14 protein-coding genes are annotated in these 15,352 nt (G+C 76.5%); 5 read left to right on the forward strand and 9 right to left on the reverse strand.

The window, feature by feature from the left end; genetic code table 11:
- Positions 1 to 239: 239 nt before the first annotated feature.
- On the reverse strand, positions 240 to 2,603 hold the full coding sequence (locus tag ACRYR9_RS17750) for a putative bifunctional diguanylate cyclase/phosphodiesterase (RefSeq protein WP_432498377.1): 2,364 nt from the start codon (positions 2,601 to 2,603) through the stop codon (positions 240 to 242).
- 222 nt (positions 2,604 to 2,825) lie between these two features.
- Here ACRYR9_RS17750 and menE point away from each other — a divergent pair, with 222 nt between their 5' ends.
- From menE to ACRYR9_RS17770, 4 genes are all read left to right on the forward strand, one after another.
- Positions 2,826 to 4,073, forward strand: a complete 1,248-nt coding sequence (gene menE, locus ACRYR9_RS17755; RefSeq protein ID WP_432498379.1) for an o-succinylbenzoate--CoA ligase — start codon at positions 2,826 to 2,828, stop codon at positions 4,071 to 4,073.
- An 86-nt stretch (positions 4,074 to 4,159) separates the two neighbouring features.
- Complete coding sequence (locus tag ACRYR9_RS17760) at positions 4,160 to 4,426, forward strand: PLDc N-terminal domain-containing protein (protein WP_432498381.1); 267 nt, start codon at positions 4,160 to 4,162, stop codon at positions 4,424 to 4,426.
- Positions 4,427 to 4,705: 279 nt separating this feature from the next.
- Positions 4,706 to 5,623 (forward strand): 1,4-dihydroxy-2-naphthoate polyprenyltransferase, encoded by a 918-nt coding sequence (locus ACRYR9_RS17765; protein WP_432498406.1) that lies wholly within the window; start codon positions 4,706 to 4,708, stop codon positions 5,621 to 5,623.
- Between the two features lie 25 nt (positions 5,624 to 5,648).
- Positions 5,649 to 5,942, forward strand: coding sequence for a hypothetical protein (locus ACRYR9_RS17770; protein ID WP_432498383.1), 294 nt, complete (start codon positions 5,649 to 5,651; stop codon positions 5,940 to 5,942).
- 82 nt (positions 5,943 to 6,024) lie between these two features.
- On the opposite strand, the gene ACRYR9_RS17775 is transcribed toward ACRYR9_RS17770, so the two are convergent.
- Genes ACRYR9_RS17775 through ACRYR9_RS17810 form a run of 8 tightly spaced genes read right to left on the reverse strand, consistent with a single transcriptional unit; the run spans position 6,025 to position 14,009 of the window.
- On the reverse strand, positions 6,025 to 6,336 hold the full coding sequence (locus ACRYR9_RS17775; protein ID WP_432498386.1) for a DUF4229 domain-containing protein: 312 nt from the start codon (positions 6,334 to 6,336) through the stop codon (positions 6,025 to 6,027).
- 1 nt (position 6,337) lies between these two features.
- Positions 6,338 to 7,345, reverse strand: coding sequence for a c-type cytochrome biogenesis protein CcsB (ccsB, locus tag ACRYR9_RS17780; RefSeq protein WP_432540204.1), 1,008 nt, complete (start codon positions 7,343 to 7,345; stop codon positions 6,338 to 6,340).
- Positions 7,342 to 9,111, reverse strand: coding sequence for a cytochrome c biogenesis protein ResB (gene resB / locus ACRYR9_RS17785; RefSeq protein ID WP_432498391.1), 1,770 nt, complete (start codon positions 9,109 to 9,111; stop codon positions 7,342 to 7,344). Before resB ends, ccsB begins: the two co-directional genes overlap by 4 nt.
- Before the next feature lie 5 nt (positions 9,112 to 9,116).
- Complete coding sequence (locus tag ACRYR9_RS17790; protein WP_432498394.1) at positions 9,117 to 9,863, reverse strand: cytochrome c biogenesis CcdA family protein; 747 nt, start codon at positions 9,861 to 9,863, stop codon at positions 9,117 to 9,119.
- Entirely contained in the window at positions 9,860 to 10,504 is a 645-nt protein-coding gene (locus tag ACRYR9_RS17795; protein ID WP_432498396.1) for a TlpA family protein disulfide reductase, read from the reverse strand. Before ACRYR9_RS17795 ends, ACRYR9_RS17790 begins: the two co-directional genes overlap by 4 nt.
- Entirely contained in the window at positions 10,504 to 11,223 is a 720-nt protein-coding gene (locus ACRYR9_RS17800) for a histidine phosphatase family protein (protein ID WP_432498408.1), read from the reverse strand. The genes ACRYR9_RS17795 and ACRYR9_RS17800 overlap by 1 nt, the downstream gene beginning before the upstream one ends.
- Before the next feature lie 2 nt (positions 11,224 to 11,225).
- Positions 11,226 to 12,584 carry a glutamate-1-semialdehyde 2,1-aminomutase gene (gene hemL, locus ACRYR9_RS17805; RefSeq protein ID WP_432498399.1) on the reverse strand — a complete coding sequence of 453 codons (1,359 nt, stop codon included), beginning with the start codon at positions 12,582 to 12,584 and terminating at the stop codon, positions 11,226 to 11,228.
- A 48-nt stretch (positions 12,585 to 12,632) separates the two neighbouring features.
- Positions 12,633 to 14,009 carry a sensor domain-containing phosphodiesterase gene (locus ACRYR9_RS17810; protein WP_432498401.1) on the reverse strand — a complete coding sequence of 459 codons (1,377 nt, stop codon included), beginning with the start codon at positions 14,007 to 14,009 and terminating at the stop codon, positions 12,633 to 12,635.
- A 183-nt stretch (positions 14,010 to 14,192) separates the two neighbouring features.
- Between ACRYR9_RS17810 and ACRYR9_RS17815 the strand changes: the two genes are divergently transcribed.
- The gene (locus tag ACRYR9_RS17815) at positions 14,193 to 15,236 is read left to right on the forward strand and encodes an NAD(P)-dependent alcohol dehydrogenase (protein ID WP_432498404.1); all 1,044 of its coding nucleotides are present in this window, start codon (positions 14,193 to 14,195) and stop codon (positions 15,234 to 15,236) included.
- Positions 15,237 to 15,352 lie beyond the last annotated feature (116 nt).

Below are 15,352 nucleotides of genomic sequence, written 5' to 3' on the forward strand. Positions count from 1 at the left end.
CGGGTGCCGGGCGTCCGGAGCCCGCGCCGAACGCCCGGTGACGTGGTGCACGAACCGCAGCGCGCGGGCGGAGAGCCCGGCACCCGTGCACCCCGCGGACCCGGCACCCCGGGCGACCACCAAGACGCGGGAAACGCGGAAGGCGCGGGAGACGCGGGAGACGCGGAAGACGCGGGAGACGCGGGAGACGCGGAAGACGCGGGAGACGCGGGAGACGCGGAAGACGCGGGAGACGCAGCTCAGGCGATGAGGGGCCGGGCGACGGGCCGCTGGAGGAAGGCGTGCAGCTGCTCCAGGGGCATCGGGCGGCAGTACAGGTGCCCCTGGGCGAGCGGGCACCCCATCTGGCGCAGGATCGCGGCCTGCCCCGGTTCCTCGACGCCCTCGGCGACGATCGAGAGCCCGAGGGCCTGGCCCATCTTGACCATGCCCTCGACGAGGGCGCGGGCGGTGGGCTCGGTGGCGATGTCGCGCACGAAGCTGCGGTCGATCTTGAACGAGGAGAACGGGCGGTGCCGCAGGTAGCCGAGGGAGGAGAACCCGGTGCCGAAGTCGTCGATGGTGAGCAGGGCACCGGTCTCGGCGAGCTCGCGCAGGACCTCGACGGTGTCGTCGTCGATCATGACGTTCTCGGTCATCTCCAGGTGCAGGCGGCTGCCGGCGGCGGCCGCCTGGCGCACGGCCGCGGCGACCCGGGTGGTGAAGTCGGGGTGGCGCAGCTGGACGGGTGAGACGTTGACCATGAGGTCCAGGCGACGGCCGGCGTGGACCGGCATGCCGGCGGCGTCGCGGGCGACGGTGCGCAGGACGGCGTCGCCGATGCCGACGACGGTGCCGGAGCGCTCGGCCAGGCCGATGAACTCCTCCGGCCCGACGAGGGGTTCGACGCCGTCGCCGCGGTCGCGGCGCCAGCGCACCAGGGCCTCCACGGCGACGACCTCGGACGTGGCGAGGTCCACGATCGGCTGGTAGTGCACGACGAACGCGTCGGCGGGGGCCTGCTGGAGGTCCTCGATGACCTGCAGGCGGGCGATCTCCTCCTCCAGCAGCTCGGGGCGGAACTGCACCCAGCGGTTCTTGCCGGCCGCCTTCGCCCGGTACATGGCGGTGTCGGCGTTGCGCAGCAGGGTGCCGACGTCGTCGCCGGGACGGGGCCGGGCGCACCCGATGCTGCCCTGGGCGCGCACGACGTGCCCGCGCATGCGCACCTCGACGCGCAGCGCGGCGAGGACCCGCCGGCACAGGCCCTCGACGTCGGGGCAGCGGGGGGCCAGGACGGCGAACTCGTCGCCGCCGAGGCGGGCGACGGTGCTGCCGCCGCGCAGGGTGTCGCGCAGGCGGGCGCCGACCAGGCGCAGGAGCTCGTCGCCGGCCTCGTGACCGAAGCGGTCGTTGACGCCCTTGAAGCCGTCGAGGTCGAGGTAGAGCACGGCGAGCTCGTCGAGGCGCCCGCCCTCGCGGGCGCGCTCCAGCTCCAGGGCGAGGCGCTCGGAGAACTGCAGGCGGTTGGGCAGGCCGGTGACGACGTCGCGGCGGGCCAGGCCGTGCATCTCCTCGTTGGCGCCGACGCGGAAGAACGCGGCCTCGCCGACGGAGGCGAGGGCCTCCAGGGCCTTCTCGTCGGCCGCGCGCAGGGCGGCGTCGCGGTTGCGGGGCGCGGTGACGTAGAGGATCTGGCCGTCCCCGGCGACGACGGGCACGCCGATCTCGTCCTCGCCGGGCCCGACGGAGCGGACGGTGGCGGCGGGGGTGCCGGCGACCATGCGGGCGTGCTTGGCCAGAGCCCGCGCGAGGTCGGCGCGCCGGCCCAGGGTGTGCAGGGCGGTGGCCGCCTCGAACAGGGCCTCGGTGCGGCGGGCGACGTCGCGGGTGGTGCGCATGGCGCGGGTGGCGATGAGGGTGACGACCATGGGCACGGCGAGCAGGGCCGCGGCCCACGGGCTGAGCTGCTCCTCGACGAGCCCGCCGAGGTACCCGACGGCCCCGACGGCGAGGGCGGCCGCGCCGGCCAGCCAGGTGCCGCCGTCGGAGAGCTCGGCGCGCACCCGGGTGCCCTGCTGCACGGCGACGGAGACGGCGGAGACGAGGAGGTCGACGAGGAAGACGGCGGTGACGGCGGCGGCCACGGCGAGCAGCTCGGACGGCCCGCCGGAGGCGTCGACGGCGTTGCGGCCGGACCCCGCGCCGAACAGGTGCGTGACGCCGATCGCCACGGGCGCGAACAGCACGCCGATGGAGGCGTTGAAGACGCGGCTGACCCAGCTCTTGCGCTGCGTGAGGTTGGTGGGGATCACGCACAGCGCCCAGGCGAGCGTGGCCGTCCACGCGGGGGCGAAGCACAGCAGGAAGACGAGGACGCCCACGTCGAACTGGACCTCGACGCCGGCGTGCCGGGTGTTGACCTGGAAGGGGAAGCGGGTCATCAGCTGCACGAGCGGGAAGCCGATGAGCAGGCACCAGCCGAACCGGTGCAGCTCGGCGGCGTCAGCGGTGCGCGCGAAGGCGACGGCCGCGACCACGACGGTGCAGGCGGCGGCGAGGGTGACGAGGCCGTCGTAGACGACGCTGGCCAGCGGGCGCCGGTCCTGAACAGTGCTGCTCACCGTCATCCCCTCCCCCGGCCCGAGCGGGGCCATCCTGACACTCCGATCACGAGTGGTCACGCTCGATGAGGCGATTCGTCACGGACTTCCCGCGACCGGAGCAGTCACCGGCCCTGGTGCACCACTGATCGGCACTTGGTGTCATCATCTCACTACTCAACGTCGCCTCCTCGCTCGTCGATCCCCGGCGGGGGCGCGGCACGAGCGGCCTACCCTCGGCGGGTGCCCTCCCCGCCGGTGCCCTCCCCCGCGCCGCCCCGGCTGCTGCGGGCGCTGCCCGTGCCCCCCGGGCGGCGCGCGCTCGACCTGCTCCCCGTCCTCGCCGACGCCCTGGCCGGCCGGTCCGCGAGCGCCTGGCACCCGCACGCCGAGGACGCGCCCCCCCACCCCGCGCTGCGCACCGGGGAAGCGCTGGCCCCCGGCGAGGACGACCCCGGCGATCCCACGGCCTTCGTCGTCGCCACCTCCGGCTCCACCGGCACCCCCAAGGGCGCGCTGCTGAGCGCCGGTGCGCTGCGCGCCTCAGCCGACGCCACCGCCCGGCGGCTCGCCGGCCCGGCCGCCGCGGCGGGGCGCGAGCAGTGGGTGCTGGCGCTGCCCGCCCACCACGTCGCCGGCCTGCAGGTCCTGCTGCGCTCGGTGCGCGCCGGCACCGAGCCCGTCGTCGTGGACGGCGCCAGCGGGTTCGACCCGGCCGCCTTCGCCGCGGCCACCGCCGCGACCACCGCCGGGCGGCTGCTGACCTCCCTGGTGCCCACCCAGCTCGTGCGGCTGCTGGACGCCGGCGCAGAGGCCACCGCCGCGCTGACCGCGTTCTCCGCCGTCCTCGTCGGCGCCGCCGCCACCCCCGCCCCGCTGCTGGCGCGCGCCCGCGCCGCCGGCGTGCGCGTGGTCACCACCTACGGGGCGTCCGAGACGTGCGGCGGGTGCGTGTACGACGGCCGTCCCCTGGACGGGGTGGACGCCGCCCTGGAGGAGGACGGCCGCCTGACCCTGACCGGCCCCGTCGTCGCCCGCGGCTACCGCGGCGCGCCCGCCCACCCGTCCTTCCGCACCGGCCCCGGCGGCGCGCGCACCTTCCGCACCGACGACGCCGCCGCGCTGACCCGCGACGCGCACGGCCCCCTCGTGCGCGTCACCGGCCGCCTGGACGACCTCATCACCACCGGCGGCCTGAAGGTCGCCCCGGCGCTCGTGGAGGACGCCCTGGCCGACGCTCCGGGTGTGGCCGAGGTCGTCGTCGTCGGGGTGCCGGACCCCGAGTGGGGCGAGCGGGTGGTCGCCGCGGTCGTGCCGCTGCCGGGAGCGGCCCCCGCGCTGGAGGAGCTGCGGCGGTCGGTGCGCGCGCGCCTCGCCGCGCACGCGGCACCGCGCCAGCTGCTCGTGCTGGACGCCCTGCCGCTGCGCGGGCCCGGCAAACCGGACCGGGCCGCGCTGCGGGCGCTGGCCACCGGCACCGGGCCGCGCTGAGCGGCGCGGGAACCGCACCGCAGGCCCGTTCGTCGTGCCGAGGGGTCCGGCGTCGGAGCCGGACCGGATCGAGGAGGTGTGCGACGGTGCGCAGCGTCCTCCCGGTGCTCCTCGCGCTGGGGCTGACCGTGTACTGCGTCGTGAGCATCGTGCAGGCGGGCGACGGCGAGGTCCGCGCCCTGCCCCGCTGGGGCTGGCTGCTGGCGGTGCTGTTCCTGCCCCTGCTCGGGGCCGTGGCGTACCTGCTCGCCGGCCGGCCCGTCGCGGGCGCGCCCGGGCGCGGCACCCGGCCGGCGCCGCGACCCCGCCCCAAGGGGCCCGACGACGACGAGGACTTCCTGCGCGGTCTCTGAGGGCGGGACCCGTCCGGTGCCGGGGTCGGGTCCGCGTCCGGGTGGCGAGGGGGTGCCGCGTCCGGGCTCTCCGCCCGCGAGCGGGTGCGATCCTCGCCCCAGTGCGCGGGGCGGGCTCCGGACGCCCGGTGACGTGGTGCACGAACCGCAGCGCGCGGGCGGAGAGCCCGGCACCCGCACCCCCGCGGGCCCGGCACCAGGGGTGACGACAGGACCCGCGACGGCAGGAGCCGCGAGCGGTTGGCACCATGGACGGTCGTGCCCGACCCCGCTGAACCCCTGCCGTCCTCCGCCGTGCCGCTGCCGTCCGCGGCCGCGCCCCGCCACCGCCCCACCGCCGGGCAGTGGGTCTCGGCGGCCCGCCCGCGCACGCTGCCGGCGGCCCTGACGCCCGTGCTGGTCGGCACGGGGGCGGCCGCGGCCCTGGGGGCGGTGGCGTGGGTGCCGGCGGTGCTGGCGCTGGTGGTGGCCCTGGCGCTGCAGGTGGGGGTGAACTACGCGAACGACTACTCCGACGGTGTGCGCGGCACGGACGCCGACCGGGTGGGTCCCTTCCGCCTGGTGGGTTCCGGCGCCGCGCACCCGCGCACGGTGCGCGACGCGGCGTTCGCGTGCTTCGCGGTGGCGGCCCTGGCCGGGCTGGCGGTGGCGGCGCTGACGGAGCACTGGTGGCTGCTGCTGGTGGGGGCGGCCTCGGTGGCGGCGGCCTGGTACTACACGGGCGGCAAGCGCCCCTACGGCTACGCCGGGCTGGGCGAGGTGTTCGTCTTCGTCTTCTTCGGGCTGGTGGCGGTGCTGGGCACCACGTACGTGCAGGTGGACCGGGTGGGCGGCGAGGCGGTGGCCGGGGCGTTCTGCGTGGGGTTCCTGGCGTGCGCGATCCTCGTGGCGAACAACCTGCGCGACGTGCCCACCGACGCGGTGGCGGGCAAGCGGACCCTGGCGGTGCGCCTGGGTGAGCACCGCAGCCGCCTGCTGTTCGCCGCGCTGGTGGCCGGGGGGTTCGCGGCGGCGCTGGCGACCGCCCCGTGGCACCCGTGGTCGCTGCTGGTGCTGGTGGCGGTGCCGCTGGCGGTGCGGCCGCTGCGCACGGTCCTGGGCGGCGCCTCCGGGCGCGACCTGATCCCGGTGCTGAAGGACACGGGCCTGCTGGAGCTGGCCGCCGGGGCGCTGCTGGCGCTCGGTCTCGCGCTCTGAGCGCACGTCTGCGAGGGTGCGCGGCATGGGTGCTGTGGACGTGCAGGCGGACGGGGAGCACCGCTACGCGGCGACGCTCACCACGGCGGGGGGCACGTCCTCCTCGCACGTGGTGACGTGCGACGAGGAGGTGCTGGCGAAGGTGGGGGCGACGACGGCGGACGAGCCGGTGCTGGTGCGCCGCGTGCTGGAGGTGCTGGTGCGCTCGGCCGACGAGGCCGAGGCGGCCGGTCGGGCGGCGGCGGTGCCGGAGGTGGTGGACCTGCGCGAGCTGGACCGCCAGGTGCCCGACCTGCTGCCGAACCTCCCCCTGCGCTGACCCTCCCCCGCACGCCCCTCTCCGCGGTGATCTTGCGCGGTTGAGTGCTCAACCTTGCAAGATCACCGCGGTGGTCGGGGGGTCAGCGGGGGTCGTCCTCCGCGGCGTTGTCGGTCTCCACCCCGCGGGCGAAGCGGGACTTGTCGAAGCGGGCCTTCGCCCGGGCGGACGTCGCGCCCGGCTGCCCCGCCTGCAGGCGCCCCTCGACGCGCTGCTGCAGGCGGGCGGCCATCTCCTCGCGCTGGCGGCGCAGCAGCACCAGCGAGAGCAGCACCGAGAGCACGGCGGCGACCGCCAGGGCCAGCCAGCCCCGCGCCCCGAGGGCGCTCAGGACCACCAGGCACAGGACGAACAGACCCAGCCGCAGGACCGTGTACTTCAGCGTCGCGCCCACGTCACACCCCCGCGTACGAGTGCAGGCCCGGGAAGAAGATGTTCACCACGAGGTAGTTGAACAGCATGCAGGCGAAGCCGAGCACGGACAGCCACGCGGCGCGGCGCCCGTCCCAGCCGCGCGTGGCGCGCGCGTGCAGGTAGCAGGCGTAGACGACCCAGATGACGAACGTCCACACCTCCTTGGAGTCCCAGTTCCAGTAGCGGTTCCAGGCCACCTGCGCCCACACCGCGCCGGCGATGAGGGTGAACGTCCACATGACGAAGGCCACCGCGTTGAGCCGGAACGCGGTGCGCTCCAGCTCCAGAGCGCCGGGCAGGGCGTCCATGAAGACCCCGCCGGGGTTCTTGCCGGCGGCCCGCACCCGGTCGCGCTTCTCCTGGGTCAGCTGCAGCACGGTCGCGGAGAAGCCCAGGGTGGACAGGGCGGTGGCGAGGATCGCCACGAACACGTGGATGATCAGCCAGTAGCTGTCCAGGGCCGGCACGAGCTGGGACGCCTCGACGTAGAAGCTGCGCAGCGCGATGCCCAGGGTGGCCAGGACCGGACCGGCGACGAAGGTGCCGAGGTAGCGGGCGTCGCGCCCGCCGCCGAGCCCGGCGCGGTGCGCGCGCACCACGGCCACGAGGTACCCGAGCGACACCACCAGGGAGCCGGTGAGGGCGAACTCGAACATGTTGCCCCACGGCACCCGGTGCACCGAGACCGCGCGGGCCACGACCGAGCCCAGGTGCAGCAGCGTCGCGGCGGCGAACAGCGAGGTGCCCACGGCGGCGGCGCGGCTGCGCCGGCGCGCCGGCGCGGCCGGTTCGGTCAGCACGGTGCCCGCCTCGCCGCCGGCGGCGCGCGCGGCCTCGGCGCGGCGGCCCTGCCGGGCCTCACGGGCCTTGATCTCCTTGCCGCCCTCGGCGAGGTCGGCCGCGTAGGCGATGAAGGACCCCAGGTAGGCCGTCATCGCCGCGTACATCAGCAGGTTGCCGACCTCCGCGACGCTCTGGTCGACGGTCATCGTCCCTCCTCCGCGCGGGACCCGGCCCGCGCCTCGCGCTCGTCGCGATCGTCGTCGCGCTGGTGCTCGTGCCCATCGTCGCCCACCCGGCCGGGTGGCGGTGACGCGCCGGGGCCCCCGAGCGCCGCGCGCAGCCGCTGCAGGGCCCCGTCCACCTCGAACGCCAGGCCGGCGTCGTTGCCGCGGGCCAGGCCGGCGACCTCCACGGCGCTGCCCGCGCCGCCGGGGGCGGGGCGCACCCGCACCCACAGGCGCCGGCGCGGCAGGAACAGCGAGAGCACCAGGCCGGTCGTGCCCAGCAGCGAGAACACCAGCGCCGCGCTCTGCCCGGGGGTGGAGCGCACGTCGAAGGAGGCGTAGCGCTGCACGCCCTCGAAGGAGACCGTGCCCAGCCCGTCGGGCAGCTCCACGGTCTCGCCGGGTCGCAGCTGGATGGCGAAGGGGCGGCCGTCCTCGTCCAGGACCTGGGTCAGGCCCTCGTCGGCGAGCTCGTAGACGTTCTGCGCCGCGCCGTCGTCCAGGCCGAGGTCGCCGGTGAAGGCCTGCATGACGAGCACCGGGTTGGCCAGGTCCGGGAAGCCGGAGACCGGCGAGCCGGCCGCGTCGACGGTGGCGGAGGGCAGGAACACCCCGGACAGGCCGATCTGCACGGGGTCCCCGGCGGCGTCGACGGCGTCGGGGACCTTCACCACGCCGGTGGAGTCGTAGTTGCCGGTCTGCGGCAGGAACGGCGTCGCCCCGTCCTGCACGACGTCGCCCTGCCCGTCGCGCACGACGATGACGGGGGCGTACCCGTTGCCGGACAGGGAGATCTGGGTGCCGCCGACCTTGGCGGGGTGGTTGACCCGGATGGTCTCCTCGCGCGGCTGCTCGCCGGGCGCGTCGGTGATGGTCACGTTCGCGGCGAAGCGGCGCGGCTCGCCGATCTGGGAGGTCTGCTGCGCCTCGAAGGCGACGTCCATGGAGTCCAGCTCCAGGGTGAACGGCGGCACGTCGCCCACGTCCGCCCCGACGCCGCTGGTGAAGCTGTCGAAGGTGGTGCCGACCATCGTGCCGCCCTCCACGACGAGGCGCTGGCCGGAGTAGGAGAACAGGGAGCTGGACGCCACGGCGAACAGCAGCCCCAGCAGGGACAGGTGGAACAGCAGGTTGCCGGTCTCGCGGTGGTGGCCGCGCTCGGCGGCCACGGACCCGCCGCCCCCGTCGGGGCGGACCTCGACGCGGCCGCGCAGCACCGAGCGGGCCGCGGCCAGCACCTCGGCGGGCGGTGCGTCCAGGGCGGCGGCGCGGTGCTCGGGCAGCCGGTCCAGGCGCGCGGGGGTGCGCGGCGGCTTCGAGCGCAGCGCCCGGGCGTGCACGCCCACGCGCGGCACCACGCACCCGATGAGGGAGATGAACAGCAGCAGGTAGATCGCGGAGAACCAGACCGAGGAGTACACGTGGAAGCCCTGCAGGCGCTCCACCCACGGCCCGGCGGTGGGGTGCTCGGCCATCCACTGCGCCACGCCCGCGGGGTCGCTGTTCTGCTGCGGGAACGTCGAGCCGGGAACGGCGGCGACGGCCAGCAGCATCAGCAGGAACAGCGCGGTGCGCATGCTCGTCAGCTGCCGCCAGCAGTAGCGGGCGAACTCCCGCGGGGCCAGCGGCGCCGCCTGCGGGGCCGGCGCCCGGCCCCGGCGAACGCGGGGGGCGGGTGCGGCGGGCTGCCGGGCGTCGCGGTACTCGTCGCGCAGGTCGTCCAGGTGGGTCTCGTCCGTGCCGGCCATGAGCCTCAGATCACCGTCTCGAAGTTCCCGATGGGCCCGCGCAGCCAGCCCAGGATCGCGTTGAAACCGTCGGTGACGAGCAGCAGCCCCACCACGACGAGCAGCACCCCGCCGAAGACGTTGACGGCGCGGGTGTGCCGGCGCAGCACGCCGAGGGTGCGCATCCCCCGCTCGTAGCCCAGGGCGACGAGGACGAACGGCAGGCCCAGGCCCAGGCAGTACGCGACGGCCAGGCCGGTGGCGCGCCCGCCGCTGCCGCTCTGCCAGCCGAGGGCGGTGATCGCTGCGAAGATCGGGCCGATGCAGGGCGTCCAGCCGAGGCTGAACACGACCCCCAGCAGCGGGGCACCCAGCAGCCCGGCGCGGGGCCGCCAGCGCACCTTCACCTCGCGCTGCGCCCACAGCGGCGCGGCGATCACCAGGGCCCCGAGGGCGACGACGAGCACGCCGAGCACGCGCTGCAGCTCGGGGCGGTACTGCACCAGGGCGTCCCCGAGGCTGCCGACGGTGAAGTTCACCAGGACGAACACCACCGAGAACCCCAGGACGAACAGCACGGAACCGGCCAGCATCCGCCCGCGCCGCTGCCGGGCGGGGTCCTCGCCGGTCAGGCCGGTGACGTAGCCGAGGAAGCCCGGCACCAGCGGCAGCACGCACGGCGACAGGAACGAGACCAGCCCGGCGAGCACCGCCAGCGGCACCGCCAGCAGCAGCGGGCCGGCCGCGACGGTCTGCTGCAGCCCACCCGTCACGCCGGCGCCGCCGTGGCCGGGTCGGTGGCAGTGGCCGGGTCGGTGGCCTCCGGTGCGGGGGCGGCGCCGGCGTCGTCGAGCAGCCCGGCCAGCGTCGAGGCCCGCGCCGGACCGGACACGCGGGCCGCGACCCGGCCCTCGGCGTCGAGCACGATCGTGGTGGGCGTGGCCTGCGGGGCGACGCCGCGCAGCGCGAGCATCGCCTCGCCGGAGCCGGCGTCGAGCACGCTGGGGTAGGTGACGGAGTGGCTGCGGTTGAAGGACTCCGCGATCGCGGCGGTGTCGTAGGTGTTGATGCCGACGAACTGCACGCCGCGGTCGGAGTACTCCTCCCACACCTGCTGCAGGTCGTCGGCCTCCTCGCGGCACGGGCCGCAGGCGGCGAACCAGGTGTTCAGCAGCACGACCCGGCCGCGCAGGTCCGCCAGGTCGATCGTCCCGCCGTCGATCGTCTCGCCGGTGAAGGTGATCGGCTCGCCGCGCTCGGCGGGCGGGGTCTGCACGACGGTGCCGTCGCCGGCGATGTAGTTCTGCCCCTGCGCGTCGGGCAGGCCGTCGCCGCCGCCGCCGCAACCGGCCAGGACGGCGGCGGCCAGCAGCGCACCGGCCAGCGCCGGGCGGCGGGTGCGGGGCGGGCGCATCAGGCGCCCGGCACGGGGTCGGCGCCCACGAGGAGGTCGGCGCACGGCTCGGTGTACGTCACCGACACCAGGCGGCGGCCGGAGAACTCCAGCGACGTGACCGACGCCAGTGCGCACTGCCGCTTGCGCGGGTCGTGCCACAGGGGGCGGTGCTCGGCGCGCAGGCGCGTCACCCACACCGGGAGCTGGTGGCTGACCAGGACGGACTCGCGGCCGGGGAAGGCGTCGCGCGCGTCGCGCACGGTGGCGACCATGCGGGCGGCCTGCTGCTCGTACGGCTCCCCCCAGCTGGGGCGCAACGGGTTCCACAGCCGCGGCCACACCCGCGGGTCGCGCACCGAGCCGGCGCCGGAGGTGACGTGGAACCCCTCGAAGCTGTTGCCGGCCTCGATGATGCGCTCCTCGGTGCCCAGCGGCAGGCCGAGGGCCTCGGCGATGGGGGTGGCCGTCTCCTGGGCGCGCTGCAGGGGCGAGGCGGTCACGGACGCGACGTCGCGGGTGGAGAAGTGCAGGCCGAGCCGGGCCCCCATCGCCTGCCCGCGCTCGGAGAGCCGGTACCCGGGCAGCCGCCCGTACAGGACGCGCTCGGGGTTGTGGACCTCGCCGTGGCGCACCAGGTGCACCACGGTGCTCGGCGCGCCCGCGCGCTCCCCGGCGCGCGGCTCGGCGCCGGGGGCGGTGCGCGGGCCGGGCTCCACCCCGGAACCGGTGACGGGCACGCTCACAGCGACCCCGCCCCCTCGGCGGCCGCGCGCGCCGCGTGCGGCAGGGCGTCCAGGACGCGTCCGAGCGCCTCGTCGTCGTGGGCGGCGGACAGGAACCACGCCTCGAACGCGCTGGGCGGCAGGTGCACGCCGCGCGAGAGCATCGCGTGGAAGAACGCGCGGAACGCGCCGAGGTCCTGCTGCTTGGCCTCGTCGTAGTCGCGCACCTGCTCGCGCTCGGTGAAGAAGACGCTGAACATGCTGCCGGCGGTGTTCACCACGTGCGGCACGCCCGCGGCGCTGAGCGCCTCGCTCGCGGCCTCGCGCACGGTGCGGGCGCTGCGCTCCACGGCGGCGTACACCTCGTCGGTGCAGCCGCGCAGCGTGGCCAGGCCGGCGGCGGTGGCGACGGGGTTCCCGGACAGGGTGCCCGCCTGGTAGACGGGGCCCGCGGGGGCCAGGTGCGCCATGACGTCGGCGCGCCCGCCGAACGCGGCGGCCGGGAAGCCGCCGCCCATGACCTTGCCGAAGGTCAGCAGGTCGGGGGCGTGCTCGGGGCCGAGGCCCTCGAAGCCGTACCAGCCGGCGCGGCTGACGCGGAAGCCGGTCATGACCTCGTCGGAGACCAGCAGGGCGCCGTGCTCGCGGGTCAGGCGGCGCAGCTCGGCGGTGAAGCCGGGTGCGGGCGGGACCACGCCCATGTTCCCGGCGGCGGCCTCGGTGATGACGCAGGCGATGCGCTCGCCGTGCTGCGCGAAGACGTCCGCGAGGGCCTGCGGGTCGTTGTAGGGCACGACGAGCGTGTCGGCGGCCGAGGCGCCGGTCACGCCGGGGGTGTCCGGCAGCGCGAACGTCGCCAGGCCGGAGCCGGCGGAGGCCAGCAGGGCGTCGACGTGGCCGTGGTAGTGGCCGGCGAACTTCACCACGACGGGGCGGCCGGTGAATCCGCGCGCCAGGCGGATCGCGCTCATCGTGGCCTCGGTGCCGGAGTTGACCAGGCGCACCTGCTCGACGGGCTCGACGCGGGCGACGATCTCCTCGGCGAGCTCCACCTCCCGCTCGGTGGGGGTGCCGAAGCTGAACCCCTGCTCGGCGGCGGCGCGCACGGCGGCCAGCACGTCGGGGTGGGCGTGACCGAGGATCATCGGCCCCCAGGAGCAGATGAGGTCCACGAGCTCGGTGCCGTCGGCGTCGCGCAGGTAAGGCCCGCGCGCGGAGGCGGTGAACCGGGGGGTGCCGCCCACGGCGCGGAAGGCGCGCACGGGCGAGTTCACGCCGCCGGGGATCACGGTGCTCGCCCGCGCGAACAGGGCGGCGGAGGCCGGGGCGTCAGCGGCTCGGTCGGGGCTCGCCGGGGGGTGCGTCGACGCGGTCACGGGCTCCAGTGTCGCAAGCTCCGCGGGGTGCGCCCGCCGCAGGGGTGTCTACGACGCTGCGTCGTGATGAAGTTCACGGAGGACGTCGCCGGAGCGCCGCACCGCCGGTGCGCAGGCGCTGCGGGCAGCACCCACGGGCACCGGCCAGGAGGCGTCCAGCTCGCACTCGGCGGCCGCCCGGGGCCGGGCCAGCAGGTAGCCCTGCGCGTAGCGGGCGCCGAGGGCCGCCACGTGCCCGAGCTGCCCGGCGTGCTCCACGCCCTCCACGACGACCTCGCACCCCAGCTCGTGCGCGAGGTCGACGGAGGCGGCGGTGATGGTGCCGCTGCGTGCCGAGGCGCCCAGGGAGGCGGTGAAGCAGCGGTCCACCTTCACCTCGTCCACCGGGAAGTCGCGCAGGTACGCCAGGGACGAGTAGCCGGTGCCGAAGTCGTCCAGCGCCAGGCGCGCGCCGGCCTCCCGCAGCCGACGCAGCGCGGGCTGCACGTCCGCGCCGTGCACCAGCGCCGTCTCGGTCAGCTCCAGCGTCAGCGCGGGGGCGGGCAGCCCCGCCTCGTCCAGGGCGCGCAGCACGGTGCCCACGACGCCGGGCTCGGCGAGCTGCCGCCCGGAGACGTTCACCGCCAGGCGCAGCCCCGCGGTGGCCGGCCCGGTGGCCCGCCAGGCGGCCACCTGGCGGCACGCCTCGGTCAGCACGTGCCGGCCCAGCGCGACCACGAGGCCGCTGGTCTCGGCGACCGGCACGAACCGCCCCGGGGGCAGCAGCCCCTGCTCGGGGTGCTCCCAGCGCACCAGGGCCTCCACGGCGGCCACCCGGCCGGTGCGCAGGTCCACGACCGGCTGGTAGTGCACGCGCAGCTCGCCGTCGTCGACGGCCCGGCGCAGCCGCAGGCTCTCGGACAGCACGTCGCGCCCGGCCAGGCCGGCGCCCGCGTCGTGGCGGTGCAGCTCCAGCAGGCCCGCGGCCGCGCGCGCCAGCTGCTCCAGCAGCGCCACGTCGCCGTCGGTGAAGCCCCGGGGGCGCACGTCCAGGACGCACAGCGTCCCCAGCGGCAGCCCGTCGCGGCCGAACACCGGCACCCCGGCGTAGGCGCGCAGGTGGTGCTCGCCGGTGACGAGGGGGTGGTCGGCGAAGCGGGGGTCGGCGCAGGTGTCGGCCACCACGACGGGCCGGGCGTCGTGGACCGTGTGCGTGCACATCGACAGGTGCCGCGGCACGACCTCCACCGGCACGCCGACGCGCGCGAGGAAGTGCTGCTCGCCGGCGCCCATCAGGCCCAGGCCCGCCAGCGGTGCACCGAGGGCGCGGGCCGCGGCCTCGACCAGCGCCTGCAGCGCGGGGTCGTCGACGGCGTCCGCGGCGCGGTAGCTGGCCACCGAGGCCAGCCGGTCGCTCTCGTGGCGGTGCAGCGGGGCGATGGGCACGAGGGGGTTGTCGGGCGGCGCGTCCGCGGCCTCCACCTCCCGGGCGAGCCTTCACCCGGCTGCAGCCGTTGATCACGCAGCGTCACCAAACCGCGGGACCTCCGTCCTGGTCGAGCAGGACCGGAACGGGTAGGTGAGGGGGTGGGGGCGGGACGGCCCCGACCCCGGAGAGGGAGGCACGACGTGCGAGCGCTGCAGTACCGCGAGATCGGGCGGGCACCGGAGGTCGTGGAGGTGCCGACCCCCGAACCCGGCCCCGGGCAGGTCCTGCTGGAGGTGACGGCGGCGGGCGTGTGCCACTCCGACGCCTTCGTCATGGGGCTGCCCGAGGAGCAGTACACCTACGGCCTGCCGTTGACCCTGGGGCACGAGGGCGCCGGGCGGGTCGCCGCCGTGGGCGCCGGCGTGGAGGGGCTGGAGATCGGCACGAACGTGATCGTGTACGGGCCGTGGGGGTGCGGCACCTGCCGCACGTGCGTGCAGGGGAAGGAGAACTACTGCCCGCGGGCGGCGGAGCTGGGCATCGTCCCGCCGGGCCTGGGGGCTCCCGGCGCGATCGCCGAGCACCTGCTGGTGGACTCCCCGCGCCACCTGGTGCCCATCGGCGACCTGGACCCGGCGAAGACCGTGCCGCTGACCGACGCCGGGCTCACCCCGTACCACGCGGTCAAGCGGTCCCTGGGCAAGCTGGTGCCGGGCTCGACGGCCGTCGTCATCGGCGCCGGCGGCCTGGGGCACGTCGGCATCCAGCTGCTCAAGCACCTGTCCCCCGCCCGCGTCGTCGCGCTGGACGTCAGCGAGCAGAAGCTGGCGCTGGCCCGCTCGGTCGGCGCCGACGACGTGCTGACCTCGGACGGGTCCGCGGCGCAGGCGGTGCGGGAGCTGACCGGCGGGCGCGGCGCCGAACTGGTCCTGGACTTCGTGGGCGCCCAGCCGACGATCGACACGGCGATCGCGGCCGCGGCCGTGGAGGGCGACGTGACGATCGTCGGCATCGGCGGGGGCGCGGCGAGCGTCGGGTTCTTCCGCACGCCGTTCGCGACCGCCGTCAGCGCCCCGTACTGGGGGTCGCTGCCGGAGCTGCACGAGCTGGTGGCGCTGGCGCACCGCGGGGTGCTGGACGTGCACACGCAGGAGTTCTCGCTGAGCGACGCCCCGGAGGCGTACGAGGCGCTGCACGCCGGCACCCTCGACGGGCGCGCCGTCATCGTCCCCTCCCTGGGCTGACCCCTCCCCCACCCACCCCACCCCCTTGGGGGGGGGGGTGGGGGGGGGGGGGGGGGGGGGGGGGGCGGGGGGGGGGGGGGGGGGGGGGGGGGGGGGGGGGGGGGGGGGGGGGGGGG

The organism is Kineococcus auxinigenes, assembly GCF_050871525.1.
In the GTDB taxonomy this organism is placed as follows: Bacteria; Actinomycetota; Actinomycetes; order Actinomycetales; family Kineococcaceae; genus Kineococcus.